Source organism: Streptomyces sp. NPDC057638 (genome assembly GCF_042800315.1).
Classification (GTDB): Bacteria; Actinomycetota; Actinomycetes; order Streptomycetales; family Streptomycetaceae; genus Streptomyces.
Genome location: NZ_JBHVHF010000095.1, coordinates 5,487 through 25,038 on the forward strand (window position 1 = coordinate 5,487; position 19,552 = coordinate 25,038).

The following is a 19,552-nucleotide window of genomic DNA, read 5'->3' on the forward strand; positions in this document are numbered from 1 at the left end:
CCCCCACCCCTGGGCTCTGCGGCCCGGGGGTGCCCCCACCCCTGGGCTCTGCGGCCCGGGGGTGCCCCCACCCCTGGGCTCTGCGGCCCGGGGGTACCCCCACCCCTGGGCCCTGCGGCCCGGGGGTACCCCCACCTCTGGGCTCTGCGGCCCGGGGGTGCCCCCAGCCCTGGGCCTTCGGCCCGGGGGTGCCCCCAGCACCGGACGCCGCAGGCCCCTCCCCCTGGACTTCGTCACAGGGGGAGGACGGCGCTGCTTTGCGGACACGACCTGGGAGCGGGCCGTTGTCGTGGTCCCCGCCCGGGACAGCCGAGGCAACCTCCCGTCCGTGATCGCCCTCTAGCGGTCCGGGGGAGGCTTTTGGCGGGCACGGCACGGGAGCACGACGGTGAAGATCTCCTTTCTGATCCATACGGTGTACGGCATCGGCGGGACCATCCGGACGACGCTGAACCTCGCCGGGGAACTCGCCGACCGGCACGAGATCGAGATCGTCTCCGTCTTCCGCCACCGTGACGAGCCGCTCTTCGCCATCGATCCGCGGATCACCGTCGTCCCGCTGATCGACACCCGCCCCGGCGCTCCCACCAGTGAGCTGGACCATCCCCGCCACCGGCGGCCCGCCGAGGTCTTCCCGGCCGCCGAGCCGCGCCACGGCGAGTACAGCCTCCTCGCGGACGAGCGGGTGCGGGACCACTACGCGGCCTCCGGCGCCGATGTGGTGGTCGGCACGCGGGCGGGGCTGATCGCCTACGCCGTCGCGTTCGCCCCCGAGGGCGCCGTCGTCGTGGGCCAGGAGCATGGGAGCCACGACTACCACAAGCCCGCGCTGCGGGCGCTGATGCTCCCGTATCTGCGGCGGCTGGACGCCTTCGTCACGGTCTCGCAGGGGGACGCGACCGTCTACCGGGAGCGGGTGGAGCTGCCGGGCCGGATCCTCGCCATCCCCAACAGCGTGCCGGAACCACTCCTACCGCTCTCGGACACCTCGGGGACGATCGTCATGGCGGCGGGACGGCTCTCGGGCGAGAAGCGGTACGACGTGCTGATCGACGCCTTCGCCCGGGTCGCCGCCGCCCGGCCGGAGTGGACGCTGAGGATCTACGGCTGGGGCCCGGAGAAGGAGCGGCTGCGCCGCCGTATCGACGCGCTGGGGCTCCATGAGCACATCCAGCTGATGGGGCCGCGCGCGCCGATCGAGCCGGAGTGGGTCAAGGCCGCCATCGCGGTCTCCACCTCGTCCCATGAGTCCTTCGGGATGTCGCTGGTCGAGGCCATGCGGTGCGGGCTGCCGGTGGTCAGCACCGACTGCGACCACGGACCCCGGGAGATCGTCGGCGACGGGGTGGACGGGCTGCTGGTGCCGGTGGGTGAGGTGGAGGCCATCGCGCGCGCCCTGCTGCGGCTGGTCGACGACTCGGAGCTGCGGCGCGCGATGGGGTCGGCGGCGGCCCGCAACGCGCGGCGGTTCGACCCGGGCCCGATCGCCAAGCGGTACGAGGAGTTGTTCACGCGCCTGCTGGCCGGGCGGGGCGGGGGCGCCCGGGGCCCGGCCCCGGTGGTCGCGGCCGGGGAGCGGGGTCCCTGGGCGGATGTGGTGGTGGGGGACGACGGGACGGTCTCCGTGACACTGCTGGGACGGCCGGTGCCGGGCGCCCGGCTGATCTGCTCCCACCCCCACCCCGAGGTGGCCGACCGGTCCTTCCCTCTCTCCCCGACGGCCCGCGTCCCGCTCTCCGCCGGACTGGAGGAGGGCGTCTGGACGTGTGGGGTGGCGCTGGACGGGGCGGGGGCGCCGGTACGGGAGGGACGGGGCGATCCCGGAGAAGGGCAGGCCGTACGGGACGGGAAAGCCGAGCCCGTAAGGGAGAGCCAGGCCGACCCCGTACCGGACGGGCGAGCCGACCCCGTACCGGATCCGCCGTCCGGCCCGGGCGGCGGGCCCGCGTCGGCCGGTGCGCCGCTGCCGACCCGCGTCATCGACCAGCGCGGCGCCCTGCGGGCCGGATCCCGTCCGTACCCGGCCGGGGTGCGCCATCTCGTCCCCTACCGCAAGGGCGGCACCCTCCTGCTCCGCTCCTGGGCGCGGGCCGCCCATGCCGAGGTGGGTCCGGTCCGGGCCGGGGAGCGGGAGATCACGGTGGACGGGCGGCTGCTGGGTGTCCCCGGCGGTCTGGGTGTCCCCGGTGTGGCCGGGGTGCTGGCGGCCCTCGGGGTGCTGGGCGCTCCCTCGGCGGTGGCCGCCGCCGGGGGAGCGCCGACGCTGTCGCTGCGCCGCCGGGGTCCTGAGCCGGTGGCGCTGGAGTACCCGGTGGCCTGGGTCGGCGCTCCGGGTGATCGTTTCCGTGCCACCATCCCCGTCGGCGGACCGGTGGGGGTGTGGGGCGGGGGCCATGAGGTGTGGGACCTCTGGCTGCGGTACGCGCCCGGTGCGGCCCCCGCCCGGCTGGGGAGGATCCTCGACGATGTCGTGGAGAAGGGGTCACTCTTTCCCTACCCGACGGTCCGGGTCGGCGCGGAGGGCACCCGGGCCCGGCTGGGGGAGCGGGTCAGGCGGCTGCTGCGCAGGCCGTCCCGCCGTCCCGGGCTGACCCTCTTCTACAGCGCCGCCAACGATCTCGTCCTCACGGTCACGGGGCCTTCGGGAGCCGTCTGAGCACGCGCCTTCGGGAGCCCTCCGAGCAGCGGTTCACCAGGTCTGGGACCCCTGTGACACCAGCGCGCCGCCCGCGCCGGACCCGCTGTGGTGTCCATCACCCCGCCGAGGGCGCGCGCCACCCCGGAAAAACGGAAGCGGAGAGTTCACTTTGCCTGGCCAGGAGGTGAATGGTCCCTTTCCGCCCGGTGTGGAGCGCCGGGCGTCCGCCTTGCATGTCGCTCACGCAGAGTGCGACCATCGCAGCGTCCCCCACTCGTCTCAAGGTAGGTCGTTCTGTGTCTGTGCCGCACGAAGCCAAGCCCCGTACCACGGCCGTTGTGCTCGCCGGAGGTACCGGTCAGCGAGTGGGCCTGTCGATTCCGAAGCAGCTGCTGAAGATCGCCGGGAAGGCTGTGATCGAGCACACGCTGACCATCTTCGAGCAGGCCGAGGCCATCGACGAGGTGATCGTGCTGATGGCGCCGGGCTATGTGCCCGACGTGGAGCGGATCGTCGCCAAGGCGGGACTCGCCAAGGTGACCCGGGTCCTGGAAGGCGGCTCCACCCGCAACGAGACCACCGAGCGGGCCATCGCGGCCCTGAGTGAGGGGCTCGTGGAGGGCGAGGAGCGCCATGTGCTCTTCCATGACGCCGTCCGGCCGCTGCTGTCACAGCGGGTGATCAAGGACTGTGTCGACGCGCTGGAGCGCTACTCCGCCGTCGACGTCGCCATCCCCTCGGCGGACACCATCATCGTCACCCGTACCCATGGCGAGGACGGCGAGTTCATCACCGACGTCCCCGACCGCTCCCGGCTGCGGCGCGGCCAGACCCCGCAGGCGTTCAAGCTCTCCACCATCCGCCGGGCCTACGAGGTCGCCGCCGGGGACCCCAACTTCCAGGCCACCGACGACTGCTCGGTGGTGCTGAAGTACCTGCCGGACGTGCCGATCCACGTGGTCGCGGGCGATGAGTACAACATGAAGGTGACCCAGCCGGTCGACGTCTTCATCGCCGACAAGCTCTTCCAGCTCGCCTCCACCGCCGCCCCCCGCCAGGCCGACGAGGGCGCCTACCGGGAGCTGCTCGCGGGCCGCACCCTCGTCGTCTTCGGCGGCTCCTACGGCATCGGCGCCGACATCGCCACCCTCGCCGAGAGCTATGGCGCCCGGGTCTACGCCCTGGGCCGTTCCACCACCGGCACCCATGTCGAGAACCCGGAGCATGTGGACGAGGCCCTCTCCCGTGCCTACGCCGAGACCGGCCGGATCGACTACGTCATCAACACGGCGGGCATCCTGCGTATCGGAAAACTCGCCGAGACCGACAACGCCGCCATTCAGGAAGCATTGAACGTCAATTACCTGGCGCCCGTCCAGATCGCCCGTGCCTCCTACAAATATCTCGCGGAGACCAAGGGCCAGCTCCTTCTCTACACCTCCTCCAGCTATACCCGGGGGCGGGCCGAGTACAGCCTCTACTCCTCCACCAAGGCGGCGATGGTCAATCTCACCCAGGCCCTCGCCGACGAATGGGCGGCCGATGGAATCCGGGTGAACTGCGTCAACCCGGAGCGCACCGCGACCCCCATGCGGACGAAGGCGTTCGGCACGGAACCGGCGGGCTCCCTCCTGTCGTCCGAGGCAGTGGCGCGGACCTCGCTCGATGTGCTTCTCTCCGAGCTGACCGGCCATGTCATCGACGTACGGCAGCAGGACCCGACCAGGGAAGCGACCGAGGCGTCCGGGTTCGAACAGGCGCTCGCGGCGGTCCTGGACCGTGAGGAAGATATGTAATAATCCACGGTTAAACGCTCAACGTCGCTGCGGAATGGTCGGAAGGCCAGTCCGCGGCAGAAGCGGTTTTCGGGCCTCCGTGAACGCCTCGATGCGACATGCGGAGGACGTGGGGGATCCAGGGGCTCGACTGCGTCACCTTTGCAAAAGAACCCACCCGCACCCCTTTGGAGCCGGTTCTTCGTGATTTCGAAAGCCATTCGTCTGGCCCGTGTCGGCAGTGCGTCCGAGCTGGCGGCGGCCGTGTTCCTCGGACTCGGCTATCCGTGCGTCATGCTCGGTGCCCTGCTCCCGAACATCTGGCTCTTCGTGGCGGGCGCCGCCGTGACCTATCTGACCGACTGGTATCTGCACCAGAAGGACAGCTACCTGGTCAACCGTCTCAACAAGGTCCGGCTCGGACTGCCGATCCGCTTCCTGCTGCGCCAACTGCTGCTGGTGCTGCTGCTGGCCCGCGAGGGGCTCGCGGAGACCGCGCTCTTCTACACCGCCGTCGCCGGGTTCCTCGTCTTCTACGGGATCCAGGCCCCGCACGGCGCCCTCGCCACCCTGATCCGGCTCCGCCGCACCCTTCCCGTGGTCACCCGCAACGTCGACCTCGGCGGAGTGCGTATCCCCGACGCCCCGCCGAAGGCGCTGCTGCACCGCTCCGGCGAGAAGATGCTCCACCTCGACCTCCCGGCGATGGGCGGGGTGCTGGCCGCCGTCGTCCTGGACCGCCCGGTGATCGGGTACGCGGGCGTCGCGGCCACCCTCGGCCTCGGGCTCCTCTACACCGCCGTCCTCGCGCCCTATCTGCGCCGCAAGCGCCGGGTGCCGCCCGCCGCCACCGTGCTCAAGGCCGTCAGCGCGTGGCTGCTGGAGTACCGCCCGACCACCGTCCTCTACTTCTCCGGCTCCAACGAGTCCGCCTACCAGGTCAACATGTGGCTGGAGACGATGGAGCGGATCGACGGCAGGCCGCTGGTCATCATGCGTGAGCGCGAGCTGATGCCGAAACTCGGCACCACCGCCGTCCCCGTGATCTGCGTGCCCGGCGGCACCCACATGATGAACCTGAACCTCTCGACGGTCCGGGTCGCGCTCTACCCCGCCAACGTCGGCAAGAACATCCACATCCTGCGCGTACCGACGATGAAGCACGTCTTCATCGGCCATGGCGACAGCGACAAACTCGCCAGCGTCAACCCCTTCAGCAAGGCGTACGACGAGGTCTGGACCGCCGGGCGCGCGGGCCGCGACCGCTACGCGCTCGCCGATGTCGGGGTGCGGGACGAGGACATCGTCGAGGTCGGACGGCCACAGCTCGCCCCCATCCAGGGCTGGAGCGGAACGCCGAAGAACGCGATTCCGACCGTTCTCTACGCGCCCACCTGGGAGGGCTGGGACGACCACCCCGGCAACACCTCCCTGCTGCTGGCCGGGGAGAACATCGTCCGCACCCTGCTGGCCGCCGAACCCCCGGTCCGGCTGATCTACAAGCCGCACCCCTTCACCGGCATCCGCAACAAGAAGGCCAAGGCCGTCCACGAGCGGATCATCGCCCAGGTGAAGACGGCCGCCGCCGCCCGCGCCGCCGACCCGCGCTGGAGCGCCCACGCCGACCCGCGCGCCCAGGCCGCCGCCCGCGCCGAGATGGTCCGGATCGAGGCCGAGCTGGACGCGCTCGCCGCCCCCGGACGCGCGGGCGGGGACGAGGCGGAGGAGTCCCGGGTCTCCCTGGCCGACCCGGTGAAGCTGGAGCGGATCACCACCCTGCGCGCCGACTGGAACGCCGCCTACTGGCGCTCGGTGGGCTGGTGGGAGCACCGGATCGTCACCGGCCCCGAACCCAAGCTCTACGACTGCTTCAACGAGTCGGACGCCATGGTCTCCGACATCTCCAGCGTTGTCTCCGACTTCATGGCGAGCGGCAAGCCCTACGCCCTGACCGACTCCGCCGCACTGGGCGCCGAGGAGTTCCAGCGGCAGAACACCGCCGCCCGGGCCGCCGTCATCCTCTCCAACAGCGCCACCGAGCTGGACGTCCTGCTGGCGTCCGTGACCTCGCCCGAGCGCGACCCGCTGGCCGGTGCCCGGCGGGAGCTGAAGGAGTATCTGCTCGGGCCCGACCACCCCACCTCCCTGGAGCGCTTCAACACGGCGATCCATGTGCTGGCGGCCCGCGCGGAGGCCCGCAACCTGGGCGTCGCGCAGGCCATCGGCGAGCAGCCGCTGGGCGAGGTGGACCGTGAGTCCGACGCGCCCCCGGTGGACGAGGAGGCCCGCGAGGCGGCGGAGGCCGTGGCGGACGGGGACGCCGGAGCGGCGGGCGAGATCGGCGACGCGCTGGAGGCGCCGGACCGCACCGGGATCACGGACCTCGCCGAGGCCGATGAGCTGGGCGACTCCGCCGAACTGGGTGACTCCGCCGCGTCGCCCGACGAGCGGGAGATGCCGCTGGCCCGCTGAGGCCGCCGCGCTTCCTCCGCTGCGTACGGCGGGGCACGGACCTGAAGAGGGCCCCCGCGGACCGGCGTCCGCAGGGGCCCTCTCGCTGTCGGGGCGCGGGGGGCCGGGGCGGGCCTGGCGTTCGTCAGCGGCGCTGTCCAGCCGATGAAACGGCGCGATCCCGGCCCCCGCCCTGGCATAGATTCGGTCCGTGACAGTGACACGGAACCAGGTGACCCAGGCCCGCAGAATCGTCGTGAAGGTCGGCTCCTCCTCGCTGACCACCGCGTCGGGCGGGCTCGACGCCGACCGGGTGGACGCCCTGGTCGACGTGCTGGCCAAGGCGCACGGCGGGGGCGAGAAGGAGATCGTGCTGGTCTCCTCCGGCGCCATCGCCGCCGGACTGGCACCCCTCGGGCTCGCCCGCCGCCCCAAGGACCTGGCCCGCCAGCAGGCCGCCGCGAGCGTCGGTCAGGGACTGCTCGTCGCGCGCTACACCGCTTCCTTCGCCCGGTACGGCGTACGGGTCGGACAAGTCCTCCTCACCACCGACGACACCAGCCGCCGGGCCCACTACCGCAACGCCTACCGGACCCTGGACCAGCTCCTCGCGATGGGCGCCCTGCCGGTCGTCAACGAGAACGACACCGTCGCCACCGACGAGATCCGCTTCGGCGACAACGACCGTCTCGCCGCCCTCGTCGCCCATCTCGTCCGCGCCGATCTGCTGGTCCTCCTCTCCGATGTGGACGGGCTGTACGACGGCGACCCGGCCCGGCCCGGAACAAGCCGGATCGACGAGGTCCACGGCCCGGCCGACATCGCGCACGTCCAGATCGGCAGCGCGGGCAAGGCGGGCGTCGGCACCGGAGGCATGGTCACCAAGGTCGAGGCCGCCAGGATCGCGGCGGCGGCCGGGGTACCGGTCGTCCTCACCTCGGCCGCGCGCGGCGCCGACGCGCTGGCGGGCCGTCCCACCGGCACCTTCTTCCACGCCACCGGACGACGCTCGGCCGACCGGCTGCTCTGGCTCGCCCACGCCTCCACGCCCCAGGGCGCCCTCGTGCTGGACGAGGGCGCGGTCGAGGCCGTGGTCCAGGGCCGCAAGTCGCTGCTCCCGGCCGGGATCGCGGCGGTCGAGGGCGAGTTCAGCGCGGGCGACCCGGTCGAACTGCGCGACACCGCCGGGCACCCCGTCGCCCGCGGTCTGGTCACCTTCGACGCCCGTGAACTGCCGCGGCTGCTGGGCCGCTCCACCCGCGAGCTGGCCCGTGAACTCGGCCCGGAGTACGAGCGGGAAGTCGTACACAGGGACGATCTGGTCGTTCTGCGCCCCTGAAACGGCTGAAAGTCCCGTCATCAGACGGAGACCTTCCGCAAAAGCGCCCCACGGCCGGTCCGGGACTGGTCAACTTTGTTGCGGGGGTAGGGCGGATGACGGGACGACCACACACGCACGCAGGAGGCCGCCGGTGAGACGAGCGCGCCCGGGGGATGCGCCCCGCGGGGACGCGGACACTCCCCGTAACCGCCGGGCCACCCGGCCGAAGGGCGGTCATATCCGCCGCACCACGACCGAGGAGAGAGCTCTCACCAGCGTCGCGACCGGCCCCGACGCCGAGGAGCCGGCACGTGGACCGGACCCCGGGGCGCTCGCGGTCGGCGGGGAAGAGGACGGGCCGTGTCCGACACCGCCGGACCGTGGCGGTCAGGGGACCGGGGCGGCCGGCCTGGAAGGCGGCGGTGAGCAGGGACCGGGCAGGCAGGGGCGGCCGGGAACGCCGGGACGGAGCGAACGCGCGCTGCGGGTCACCGGCATCGCGGACCGCCGGCGCGGGCAGTCCGCTCCGGAGCCTTCCGGTCTCGACGAGCGGCAGGCCGAGGACCGGCCGCACTCCAAGCTCTGGCACATCACCCTCAGCCTCGCCGGGGACGAGGCGCCGCTGAAGGAGGTGCGGCGCGCCCTCGAACAGCTCGCCCATGACCATCCCTTCCTCCTCACCAGCCGCTACGCCAACGACCACGCCGAGATCCGCTACTGGGAGGAGGCCCGGGACCTCCATGACGCGGCCGCGGTCGCACTGCGCCTCTGGGGCGAGCACCGGTCCTCGGCGAAGCTGCCACCGTGGAAGATCGTGGGCCTGGAGGTCATCGACCGCCAGACCTACCACCAGCGCATCGCCGAGGGCTACGGCCCGGCCCCGGCGACCCCCGTGGGCGTACACCCCTTTTGACCCACGGTGACGCGGGCTCCCTGACCGGCTGCTGACGGTGCCTCCGACCCACGCCCTCCCGGACAACCGTGAGGAGGTCAACGGGGGCCTCCGGCACACCTGTCCGGAGGCAGCGGGATCGGGAGCGGCGCGGGCGGGACGGCGTGCCCCGCCTCTCCGGTCGCCGACGCCCGGATACCGGGCGCCGCCCCACCACGCGGCCCGGGAGACCCCCGGACGCGTCCCGTCACCCACCGTCGCCGCCCGTCACCGGTCGCCTGGCGCGCCCGGCGGTCAGTCACCGATCGCCATGCGTGCCCGGCGATCCGCCTGGGCCCGCCGACATCGCATCGCCCCAGCCCACCGCCACCCACACCCCGCGCCAGGCCCCACCGGGGCGCATCTCGTAGTGCGGGACACCCCCCGACGGCCACCACCCGCGCATTACCCTGCGAGTATGACGACGTCCTCCCCGCTCTCCCCGTACGACGACCTCTCGCCCGTCGCCCGCGTCGCCTACCGCGCCCGCGCCGCCGCCGCCGATATCGCCCCTCTCCCGCGTTCCGCGAAGGACGACGCCCTGCTGGCGATGGCGGACGCGCTGGAGGTACGCACCAGCGAGATCGTCGCCGCCAACGCCGAGGACGTCGCCCGTGCCCGGAAGGCGGGCACCAGCGAGTCGATCATCGACCGGCTCACCCTCACCCCGGAGCGGGTACGCGCCATCGCCGCCGATGTGCGCCATGTCGCCGCGCTGGCGGACCCCGTCGGGGAGGTGGTGCGGGGCTCGACGCTGCCCAACGGTCTCGATCTGCGTCAGGTCCGCGTCCCCCTCGGTGTCGTCGGCATCATCTACGAGGCCCGGCCCAATGTGACCGTGGACGCCGCCGCCCTCTGCCTCAAGTCCGGCAACGCCGTGCTGCTCCGCGGCTCTTCCTCCGCGTACTCCTCCAACACCGCCCTGGTCCGGGTCCTGCGTGACGCCGTCGGCGGCTCCGGGCTGCCGGCCGACGCCATCCAGCTGGTGCCGGGGGAGTCCCGGGACTCGGTCACCGAACTGATGCGCGCCCGTGGGCTGGTCGACGTCCTCATCCCGCGCGGCGGCGCCGGGCTGATCCGGACCGTCGTGGAGGAGTCCACCGTCCCCGTCATCGAGACCGGCACCGGCAACTGCCATGTGTACGTGGACGCCGAGGCCGATCTCGATATGGCCGTGGACATCCTGGTGAACTCCAAGGCCCAGCGGCCCAGCGTCTGCAACGCCGCCGAGACCCTGCTGGTCCACCGCGACATCGCCCCCGCCTTCCTGCCGCGCGCCCTGGACGCCCTGGCCGAGGCCGGTGTTACGGTCCACGGCGATGAGCGGGTTCGGGAGTACGACGAGAGCACCAAGGCCACCATCGTCGCGGCCACCCCCGACGACTGGGAGCGCGAGTACCTCTCGTATGACATCGCCGCCGCCGTCGTCGACTCCCTGGACGCGGCCATCGCCCATATCCGGCTCTGGACCTCCGGGCACACCGAGGCGATCGTCACCACCTCCCAGGCGGCCGCGCGCCGGTTCACCCAGTTGGTGGATTCGACGACGGTCGCCGTGAACGCGTCCACCCGCTTCACCGACGGTGGTCAGTTCGGCTTCGGCGCCGAGATCGGCATCTCCACCCAGAAGCTGCACGCCCGTGGGCCGATGGGGCTCCCGGAGCTCACCTCCACCAAGTACATCCTCACCGGAGACGGTCACACACGGTAACCACCCCCCTTTCCCTCGCGGCCCTCGGTCGTCCGTTGTGTGGCGACCGGGGGCTCGTTCCCGACCGTTCCTGTCGCCGACCTTAGCTTTTGCCGCCTTCTTCCGGAGCTCCTCCCTCCCGGCGCGGCGGTGTCCGGGCGGGAGGGAACGGTATCCGGGCGGTATCCGGGTGGTATCCAGGCGGGAGGGAACAGGCCGGGGCGAGGAGAGTTGCTCCGTCGTCTGCCCAAACCCGCACCGCCCGGTCTACCCTGAAGCCGTGCCGGACGACGTGGGGGGCAGGCCGTTCCCGGACGGCTGGGAGCCCGACGACGACCGCGGAGGCGCGGACGAGGACTTCGCCTCCGTGGTGTTCGACGAGGACTTCGTCCGGTCGGCCCCCGTTCATGAACCCACGGCCGTGGAGAGACTGCTCGCCGCGGCCAAGGCCCGTGCCGAGGCCGAGGCGGCCCGCGCCGGTTCCGCCCGCGGCCCTCATGACGACGACCTCGACGAGGGCTTCGGTCCCTACGGCCGTGCCCATGACGAGGACGACGATCTCCTCGATAACGAACTCAGCCCCTACGGCCGCCACGGCGGTGCCCTGCGTCCCTATCGGAACAGCGCTCGCTGGCACCGTCCGGTGGCCTGGATCCTGGCGGTCGTGATGGGGATCGGCATGGTCGCCCTCGCCTTCACCGCCGTCTACCGGGGGGCCGCGGGTCATCGTCAGGACCAGATCCCCTCTCCGGCGACCAGCGGGGTCGACGCCACGTCTCCGGCCTCCTCGACCGAGGGCGCCGCGCCGCCGCTCAGCGGCAGGGGACTCGACCGGGTCGGTGCCCCCTACGCCTCCGGGACCCGTCAGGCCTCCGTGGCCTCCGCCCGACCGGGCACCCCTTGACCCCTGGCGGACCCCTCGCGCCTCTTCCGTTCGCTCGTCCCGCGTCACCTCCCTGTTCCCGGCCATGAGCGCCCGTGTCCGTGCGCCCGATCTGGTCATGCCTTCAATTACTCCACGTTCAAGAACTCGGAACGAAATCTCGGAGTTTGTCTCCCTTCGCCGTGTTTACGAATGGCGCGTCCGACCTACCCTGAAGGTATGGCTGGGCACGGTGATGACCCACCTGATGACGGGAGCCCGGAAGACCTTCCCGGTGGTGGAGAGGACGAATACCGATCCGTCGTCTTCGACGAATCGTTCGTACGGGCTGCGCGTCTCCAGGAGTTCTCCGCCCAGGAGCGGATGGGAGAGCACGCCCGTGCCGTCCGCACTCTTCCCACCTGGACTGTGCGCTCGGGCTCGAAGGCGGCGCTGCTCCTGGTCCTGATGGTGGTCCTCGCCTTCGGCGCCGCGATCTATCTGGGCGTCCGGAGCCCGTACCAGCCCGGTCTGACCCGGCGCGCCGAGCCGTTGCGTATCACCGTCATCCCCCTCGCTCCCCAGGGCGCCGTTCCGGGAGGCACCCCCGCCGATCTCTACGCCCATGGCCCTGCCGCCCAGTTCCGCACCGGAGCCTCCGGTATCACCCTCCCGGGCGCACAGCGCACCGAGAACTTCTCCGGGGACCAGGTCATGGCCGCCCTGACCACCGCCAAGGACTATCTCGTGGAGTCCTCGCTCAATCCCCAGGTCCTCACCGGCCGGGTGGTGCGGCCCGTGCGGATCCTGCTCGATCCCGACCAGTTCGCCCAGTTCGACCGCAGCATGGCCGCGCCGTCCTCGGACGGCCGCCACGCCGCCACCGGCTGGCTGGTCCGCTATGACCCGGCGAAGGTCACCCTCGCCGACACCTCGGTGCGGGTCCGGGGCACCCTCACCGTCCGGGAGGCGAGCCCGGACGTGCTGGAGGTGACCTCGGACCACACCTTCGCCTACACCCTGCGTCCGGCCGTCTCCCCGCCGCCCACGCCCGGCAGTGGTGAGCCGCTCGGTGCCGACAGGGCCTCCTTCTTCACCGTGCGCCGTGAGCTGCGGTTCCGCTTCGACCGGGACGATCTCCACTACCACCGGGTGGAACTGGTGAGCAGCCGTGTCCAGGCCGGTCCCCAGTCCTGCTCCGCCGACACCGCGGGGGCGCTGCGCCCGCTGCTCGCGGGCGAGCGGGCGGGTACCGGCCTCCCGGCCGGTACCGATCCCTACGCGATGCGGGAGAAGGCACCCGCGCTCTGTGGAGCCCTCTCTCCGTCGGCCCAGCCCAGCCTGCCGCGCGGCCGCCCCTGACGCCCTCACCCGGCGGGGGCCGGCCGCTCCCGCGGACCTCGCGGGGAGGCGTCACCGGGCGGTCCCTCGCCGCCTCGGTACCGGAGCGCCTCTACCGTTGTGCCGTCGCGGCATCCGGGCATCTGACGCGCCCCGCCCGAGGACCCGCGGAGAGCGGTTCCCGCGTTGGTCTCAGCCGGGCTCAGCCGGTCCCGCCGGGCTCAGCTGGTCCCGTCGGCGCTACCTTCACCGGGTCGGCCGCCGCTCCCTCCTCCCGAGAACTTGTCGCGGAGCTTTCCGCCCAGGTCGCCCGCGCCACCCGCGATATCCCCGACCAGCTTGAACAGCGGGTCCTTGCTCGACTTGACCGTGTCCGCGTAGTGCGAGGCGGACTCGCGGAAGGAATCGGTGACGGAGGTGCTCTTGTCCTCCGAGCGCTGCGGGTAGTGACCGTCCATGATCCGCTGGAAGTCCCGGCTCTCGGCCCACTTCTTCAGCTCGGCCGCGCGCACGGTGGTGAAGGGGTGCGTCCGGGGCAGCACATTGAGGATCTTGAGCACGGAGTCGCGCAGGTCGCCGCTCTCCTCGTACTCCTCGGCCTGCTTGAGGAAGGCGTCCACATTCATCTCGTGCAGATGGTTGCCGCCCGCTATCTTCATCAGACCCCGCATCGAGGCCTGCGGATCCTGGCCCACCAGCAGCCCCGCACGGTCCGCCGACAGCTCCGACTTGCGGAACCACTCGCGCAGCGCTGTGACGATCGCCATGATCGCCACATTGCCCAGCGGGATCCACGCCACCTTGAGCGCGAGATTGGTCAGGAAGAGCAGGACCGTGCGGTAGACGGCGTGCCCGGAGAGGGCGTGGCCCACCTCGTGGCCCACGACCGCCCGCATCTCCTCCTCGTCGAGCAGTTCCACCAGACCGGTGGAGACCACGATGATCGGTTCGTCGAGACCGATGCACATGGCGGAGGGGCGCGGATCCTGCGTGACGTACATCGCCGGGACCTTCTCCAGGTCCAGGACGTAGCAGGCGTCCCGCAGCATGGAGTTGAGATGGGCGAACTGCTCATCGCTCACCCGCACGGAGTCGGAGAGGAAGAGCAGTCGCAGGCTGCGCTCCGGCAGCAGCCCGCTCAGCGATTTGAAGACGGTGTCGAAGCCGCTGAGCTTGCGCAGCGCGATCAGCGCCGACCGGTCGGCCGGATGCTCGTAGGCCCGTGAGGAAATTCCCGGGAAACGCCTGCGCTGCCTGCTCGGGACGTGCTCGTGGCCGCTGTCGGTCATTCGTGCCCCCTGTGGTGACCTGCGTGATGTTGTCGTGCGAGTGATGCTCTCGCCCCCTGGCAGACCTCAGCGTAGGTGCTGGTGCCAGGCCGTGGCCGAGCCTGTGGATAACCCTCGGCGAGGAGTCCGGCCCACGGGGAGTCCCGGTCGGGTGACCATGGACGAAGGGGCCGTGACCTCAGAACGACTGAGTCGGCGTGAGCGTGCCCGAGCCTCCCGCTTACGATGTGTGCGCAGTCCGTCCGCACCGTCCCCGATCGATAAGGGCCTGTCGAAGATGAGCCTTCCCACCACCGCCTCGACCCTGGTCACCCTCGCCGAGGGCGGCGAGGGCGCCGTCCGTCACGCCAGCCTCAGCCCGATCCTCGTCGGCGCGCTCGCGCTCGCCGGTCTGCTGCTGCTGCTGTGGATCACCACCCGCTTCAACCGCGACCGCTGAACCGTTCCGGGCCGGGGCGGGCGACCGTGCCAGTAGGCTCTGCACGCATGGGAGAGCAGGAAGTGCCCACGGGCTCCGTCCGACGGCGGCTGGGTGTGATGGGCGGGACGTTCGACCCGGTCCACCACGGCCACCTCGTGGCCGCCAGCGAGGTGGCCGCTCTGTTCCACCTGGACGAGGTGGTGTTCGTCCCGACCGGCCAGCCGTGGCAGAAGAGCCACAAGGTCGTGTCACCGGCCGAGGACCGCTATCTGATGACGGTCATCGCCACCGCGTCCAACCCGCAGTTCTCGGTGAGCCGCATCGACATCGACCGTCCGGGCCCGACGTACACGATCGACACCCTGCGCGATCTGCACTCCGACAACAAGGACGCGGATCTCTTCTTCATCACCGGCGCCGACGCGCTCTCCCAGATCCTCGGCTGGCGGGACGCGTCGGAGCTGTTCTCCCTCGCCCACTTCATCGGGGTCACCCGTCCCGGCCATGATCTGACGGACGACGGGCTGCCCGAGGGCAAGGTCTCCCTGGTGGAGGTCCCGGCGCTGGCGATCTCCTCGACCGACTGCCGGGCGCGGGTCGCGAAGGGCGATCCCGTCTGGTATCTGGTGCCTGACGGTGTGGTGCGCTACATCGACAAGCGCGAGTTGTACCGGGGCGACTGAGCCACGGAGAGGGGCACCGGTGAACGACCAGCAACACGGGTACGACCCGTACCAACCCCAGCCGCAGATCATCGGCTACGACGAGTACGGGCAGCCGGTCTACCAGCAGCCCCCGCGGTATGACTCCTCCTCGCCGCAGCAGCCGTACCCCCCACAGGGATACGGCTACGACCCGTACGCCCAGCAGCAGACATCCGCGACCCCGCCGTACGACCCGTACGCGGACGCGGCACACCCCGGCCAGCGCTCCGGGCCGGTGGACCAGAACGGTGAACCGCGCCATGACCCCGCGTACGCCCATGGAGGCGCGCGGGGCTTCGACCCGGCACCGGGATACGGCGGCGCTCCCCAGGGTCACGCCCAGAGCCACGTCCACGGCGGCGCCCAGCGATCCGCAGCCGACTCCGCCGAGCCCTGGATCATTCCCCACCAGCACCAGCACCAGCACCAGCACCAGCACCAGCCGCCACAAGCCCCCGCCACCTCCCCTGAGCCTCCGGCGCCGGCCGCGTTCCCAGGGCAGCGCTCCGCCGAGCCGGACCGTGAGTTCGCCGAGCCGGACCGCGAGTACCGCACCGAGCAGTTCTCCTTCATCGAGGAGCCCGACGAGGGCTCCGAAGACGTCATCGACTGGCTGAAGTTCACCGAGAGCCGTTCCGAGCGCCGCGAGGAGGCCAAGCGCCGGGGACGCAACCGTGTCGTCGCGTTGATCGTGGCGGCCGCGCTGGTCGTGGCCGGCGGCGTGGGCTACCTCTGGTACGCGGGAAAGCTCCCCGGTCTCTCCGACGACGGCACGGAGAAGGTGGCGGCCGGTGGCCCCCAGAAGCGCGATGTGATCGTCGTGCATCTGCACAACACCAAGGAGAAGGGCACCTCGACGGCGCTCCTGGTCGACAACGTGACCACGCGACAAGGTGCCACGCTGTTGCTGCCCAACTCCCTGTCCGTCGCCAAGGACGACGGCACCACCGCGACCCTCGCCAAGTCCGTGGAGGACGACGGTTCCGAGGCCACCCGGCAGGCCGTCGGCACCCTTCTCGGCGCGAAGATCACCGGCACCTGGCGGCTGGACACACCGTTCCTGGAGAACCTTGTGGAACTGGTCGGCACCATCGCCCTGACCACCGACGCCACGGTCCCCGCCACCAAGGAGGGCGCTGCCCCCCTGGTGAAGCAGGGGGAGGACCAGACACTCAACGGCCGTGCCGCCGTCGCCTACGCCACCTATCGCGCCCCCGGGGAGAGCGAGGACAAGCAGCTCCAGCGGTTCGGTCAGGTGATGCAGGGGGTGCTGAAGAAGCTTCCCAGTGACGCGGCCTCGGCGACCGTGACCGTGGAGACGCTGGGGCAGATCCTGGACCCCTCGCTCACCGAGAAGGACCTCGGCGCCTCACTCGCCAAGCTCTCGGAACGAGCCAAGGGGGGCGACTACCGCACCTCCCTCCTCCCGGTCCAGGAGGACGGCACGCTCAGCGACCAGACCGCCACAGGGGTCGTCAAGGACGTCCTCGGTGGTTCGGTGACCGCGCCGGATCCCGACGCGGCCGTCCGGGTGGGCGTCCGCAACGCCACCGGCGAGGACACGGCCACCGAGGCCGCCCGGGTCTCGCTGGTCAACGGCGGCTACACCGTAGTCGGGGGTGACGGGGGCGCGGCGGACACGGAGGCCACATCGAGCGTCACGTACGGCGATGACGCCCGCAAGGCGGAGGCCATCGAGGTGGCCAAGACGCTGGGGCTCCCGGTGAGCGCGGTCAAGAAGGCGTCGGGTGCCCCCAACGCCGATGTCAGCGTCGTCCTCGGTGAGGACTTCACCACGGAGTGAGACGAGGGGTGCCCCGGCGGCCCTGGAGGCCGCCTGGGCGCTCCCCGCGACCCCCGACGATCAAGGAATCGTCGTTGCGGCGGCGTTGTCGGCGGTCCGTGAGACCCTTATAGGGTCATCCGACCGCCGACGAAAGCCTGCTTGTGACCGCCACGGACCGCTCCATCGAGCTCGTCAACGCCGCCGCCCAGGCGGCGGCCGACCGGCTCGCGCACGACATCATCGCGTACGACGTCAGCGACGTACTGTCGATCACCGACGCCTTCCTCCTCGCGTCCGCGCCCAACGACCGCCAGGTCAAGTCGATCGTCGACGAGATCGAGGAGCGGCTCAGCAAGGACCTGGGTGCCAAGCCGGTCCGCCGTGAGGGCGACCGCGACGCCCGCTGGATCCTCCTGGACTACGTCGACATCGTCGTCCACGTCCAGCACAGCGAGGAGCGGGTCTTCTACGCCCTGGAGCGGCTCTGGAAGGACTGCCCCGAGCTGCCGCTCCCGGAGGACGCCAAGAAGACCCGCGGTAAGGCCGAGGAGCACGCCCGGCTCACCGGCACGGACGGTGAGTTGAGCTGAACGAGGACGCGTACAAGCGCACCGGCCGCCGTATCGTCCTGTGGCGACACGGCCAGACCTCCTGGAACCTCCAGCGCCGCTTCCAGGGGACGACGGACATCGAGCTGACCGAGACCGGGATCGCCCAGGCGCGCCGGGCCGCACGGCTGCTCGCCTTCCTCAAGCCGGACGCCATCATCGCCTCCGACCTCAAGCGGGCCTCCGCCACCGCCGGTGAGCTCGCGGAACTGACCGGGCTCCCCGTGACGTACGACTCCGCCCTGCGCGAGACGTACGCGGGGGTGTGGCAGGGGCTGACCCATGACGAGATCAAGGAGCAGTACGGCGACCAGTACGCCGCCTGGAAGCGCGGCGAGGCCGTGCGCCGGGGTGGCGGCGAACTGGAGACCGAGGTCGCCGACCGGGCGGCTCCCGTGGTGCTGCGCCATATGGAGAAGCTCCCGGAGAACGGCACCCTGGTCGTAGCCAGCCACGGTGGCACCATCCGCACCACGGTCGGACGGCTGCTCGGTCTGGAACCGCACCACTGGGAGTCCCTCGGTGGGCTGACGAACTGCTGCTGGTCGGTGCTGGGCGAGGGCGCGCGCGGCTGGCGGCTGCTGGAGCACAACGCCGGTACCCTCCCCGAGCCCGTTCTCGGCGACGACGACTGACTCCGCCCGGGGCCGTCACGGCCCCGGCTCCGGTCCCACGGCCGCGGATTTCACTTTCCGGCAGGTCACAGGCTAAAGTTCTTCTTGTTCGCAGCGCCGAGCGCGAAGAACACAAGGGGCTATAGCTCAGTTGGTAGAGCGCTTGCATGGCATGCAAGAGGTCAGGAGTTCAATTCTCCTTAGCTCCACAAAACACGCCATATCATCCCGTCCTCCGTCGAGGGCGGGATTTGGTGTCTTCGCGCTGATTCACGCCAACGTCTCGGCCTGCGTCCCCCGCTCATGGCAGAATCGGACGGCCGGACGGGACAGCCGGTCAGGACGGGAGGGAGAGCGCCATGCCCGCCAGTGGGAGCGAACTGGGCTACGACCCGCTTGCGACTGCGACCCTGGGCATACACGCACTCCTGAGCTGCCCGTCCTGCGGATCCGCGCATGTCGCCCAGGTCCTCGGCGACAACGGTGGAGTTTCCTACGTGTGCACGTCCTGCGGTCATAGCTGGAGCTAAGTGATGGGGGCACACAGGCGTAAATGCGACTGGTGTGGCAGTGGTACGCCCATCGTCCGGGACATGGACCCGATCAATCCCGAGTACCAGTACTGGTGCGAGGAGTGCGCGCGGGCGCTGATCATAAAAGGCGACCCGATCGAGACCTACCGGGAGCTGGAGGGCGAGCCGATCTACGGTCGGCTCCTCGATGAGCACTGCACGCTGAAACGCTTCTACTCGTTCGCCACCGCGTAGGGCTGTCGGCCCGCGTCACGCTGGGGTCCGATCCTGACCGGAAGCGGTGTGGGCGAGGGCATTCGATCGCCTCCGATGGCGAGTTCCGGGCCTGGTGGCGGCTCGGTCATGTCCGTTCCCGGAGCCGCCGAGGCCCGGACGCCGAGGGTCCCGGGAACGGATTTGGTGAAGTGCCCCCGAGGGGGTTAATGTTGTCGACGTCGCCAGGGGAGACCGGGACACCGGGAGGAAAGCCTCACCGGGCGACATGTGGCAAGGGGCTATAGCTCAGTTGGTAGAGCGCTTGCATGGCATGCAAGAGGTCAGGAGTTCAATTCTCCTTAGCTCCACAAGAATGAGGCGGTGGTCCACCCG

15 protein-coding genes and 2 tRNA genes are annotated in these 19,552 nt (G+C 71.1%); 16 read left to right on the top strand and 1 reads right to left on the bottom strand.

Going from position 1 to position 19,552, the window contains the following annotated elements:
* The first annotated feature begins 388 nt into the window (after nt 1–388).
* The 8 genes from ACFVIM_RS15690 to ACFVIM_RS15725 all read left to right on the top strand — a co-directional run bounded on the left by ACFVIM_RS15690 (nt 389) and on the right by ACFVIM_RS15725 (nt 13,030).
* Complete coding sequence (locus ACFVIM_RS15690) at nt 389–2,656, top strand: glycosyltransferase family 4 protein (RefSeq protein ID WP_384301398.1); 2,268 nt, start codon at nt 389–391, stop codon at nt 2,654–2,656.
* Between the two features lie 278 nt (nt 2,657–2,934).
* On the top strand, nt 2,935–4,434 hold the full coding sequence (locus ACFVIM_RS15695; protein ID WP_384301399.1) for an SDR family NAD(P)-dependent oxidoreductase: 1,500 nt from the start codon (nt 2,935–2,937) through the stop codon (nt 4,432–4,434).
* Nucleotides 4,435–4,617: 183 nt separating this feature from the next.
* Nucleotides 4,618–6,885 carry a hypothetical protein gene (locus ACFVIM_RS15700; RefSeq protein ID WP_384301401.1) on the top strand — a complete coding sequence of 756 codons (2,268 nt, stop codon included), beginning with the start codon at nt 4,618–4,620 and terminating at the stop codon, nt 6,883–6,885.
* A 211-nt stretch (nt 6,886–7,096) separates the two neighbouring features.
* The gene (gene proB, locus ACFVIM_RS15705) at nt 7,097–8,203 is read left to right on the top strand and encodes a glutamate 5-kinase (protein WP_384301414.1); all 1,107 of its coding nucleotides are present in this window, start codon (nt 7,097–7,099) and stop codon (nt 8,201–8,203) included.
* A gap of 391 nt (nt 8,204–8,594) precedes the next feature.
* The gene (locus tag ACFVIM_RS15710) at nt 8,595–9,098 is read left to right on the top strand and encodes a hypothetical protein (RefSeq protein WP_384301415.1); all 504 of its coding nucleotides are present in this window, start codon (nt 8,595–8,597) and stop codon (nt 9,096–9,098) included.
* A 436-nt stretch (nt 9,099–9,534) separates the two neighbouring features.
* Nucleotides 9,535–10,827 carry a glutamate-5-semialdehyde dehydrogenase gene (locus tag ACFVIM_RS15715; RefSeq protein WP_384301402.1) on the top strand — a complete coding sequence of 431 codons (1,293 nt, stop codon included), beginning with the start codon at nt 9,535–9,537 and terminating at the stop codon, nt 10,825–10,827.
* A 259-nt stretch (nt 10,828–11,086) separates the two neighbouring features.
* The gene (locus ACFVIM_RS15720; protein ID WP_384301403.1) at nt 11,087–11,710 is read left to right on the top strand and encodes a hypothetical protein; all 624 of its coding nucleotides are present in this window, start codon (nt 11,087–11,089) and stop codon (nt 11,708–11,710) included.
* Between the two features lie 198 nt (nt 11,711–11,908).
* Nucleotides 11,909–13,030, top strand: a complete 1,122-nt coding sequence (locus ACFVIM_RS15725) for a hypothetical protein (RefSeq protein WP_384301405.1) — start codon at nt 11,909–11,911, stop codon at nt 13,028–13,030.
* Between the two features lie 200 nt (nt 13,031–13,230).
* Here the strand turns inward: ACFVIM_RS15725 and ACFVIM_RS15730 are convergent, their stop codons facing one another.
* Entirely contained in the window at nt 13,231–14,298 is a 1,068-nt protein-coding gene (locus tag ACFVIM_RS15730; protein ID WP_384301406.1) for a M48 family metallopeptidase, read from the bottom strand.
* 277 nt (nt 14,299–14,575) lie between these two features.
* Here ACFVIM_RS15730 and ACFVIM_RS15735 point away from each other — a divergent pair, with 277 nt between their 5' ends.
* The 8 genes from ACFVIM_RS15735 (at nt 14,576) to ACFVIM_RS15770 (ending at nt 19,527) form a co-directional block, all read left to right on the top strand.
* A complete protein-coding gene (locus tag ACFVIM_RS15735; protein WP_384301407.1) occupies nt 14,576–14,737 on the top strand; it encodes a hypothetical protein in 162 nt (53 codons plus the stop codon).
* 47 nt (nt 14,738–14,784) lie between these two features.
* Nucleotides 14,785–15,402: a nicotinate-nucleotide adenylyltransferase gene (gene nadD, locus ACFVIM_RS15740; RefSeq protein ID WP_384301409.1), complete on the top strand. Its 618-nt coding sequence runs from the start codon at nt 14,785–14,787 to the stop codon at nt 15,400–15,402.
* Between the two features lie 19 nt (nt 15,403–15,421).
* Nucleotides 15,422–17,227: a LytR C-terminal domain-containing protein gene (locus ACFVIM_RS15745; protein WP_384301411.1), complete on the top strand. Its 1,806-nt coding sequence runs from the start codon at nt 15,422–15,424 to the stop codon at nt 17,225–17,227.
* 143 nt (nt 17,228–17,370) lie between these two features.
* On the top strand, nt 17,371–17,799 hold the full coding sequence (rsfS, locus tag ACFVIM_RS15750; protein WP_384301412.1) for a ribosome silencing factor: 429 nt from the start codon (nt 17,371–17,373) through the stop codon (nt 17,797–17,799).
* Nucleotides 17,796–18,452, top strand: coding sequence for a histidine phosphatase family protein (locus ACFVIM_RS15755; protein ID WP_384301416.1), 657 nt, complete (start codon nt 17,796–17,798; stop codon nt 18,450–18,452). The genes rsfS and ACFVIM_RS15755 overlap by 4 nt, the downstream gene beginning before the upstream one ends.
* Nucleotides 18,453–18,567: 115 nt before the next feature.
* A tRNA-Ala gene (locus ACFVIM_RS15760) sits at nt 18,568–18,640 on the top strand.
* A gap of 324 nt (nt 18,641–18,964) precedes the next feature.
* The gene (locus tag ACFVIM_RS15765; RefSeq protein ID WP_040916346.1) at nt 18,965–19,198 is read left to right on the top strand and encodes a hypothetical protein; all 234 of its coding nucleotides are present in this window, start codon (nt 18,965–18,967) and stop codon (nt 19,196–19,198) included.
* Between the two features lie 256 nt (nt 19,199–19,454).
* A tRNA-Ala gene (locus tag ACFVIM_RS15770) sits at nt 19,455–19,527 on the top strand.
* Nucleotides 19,528–19,552 lie beyond the last annotated feature (25 nt).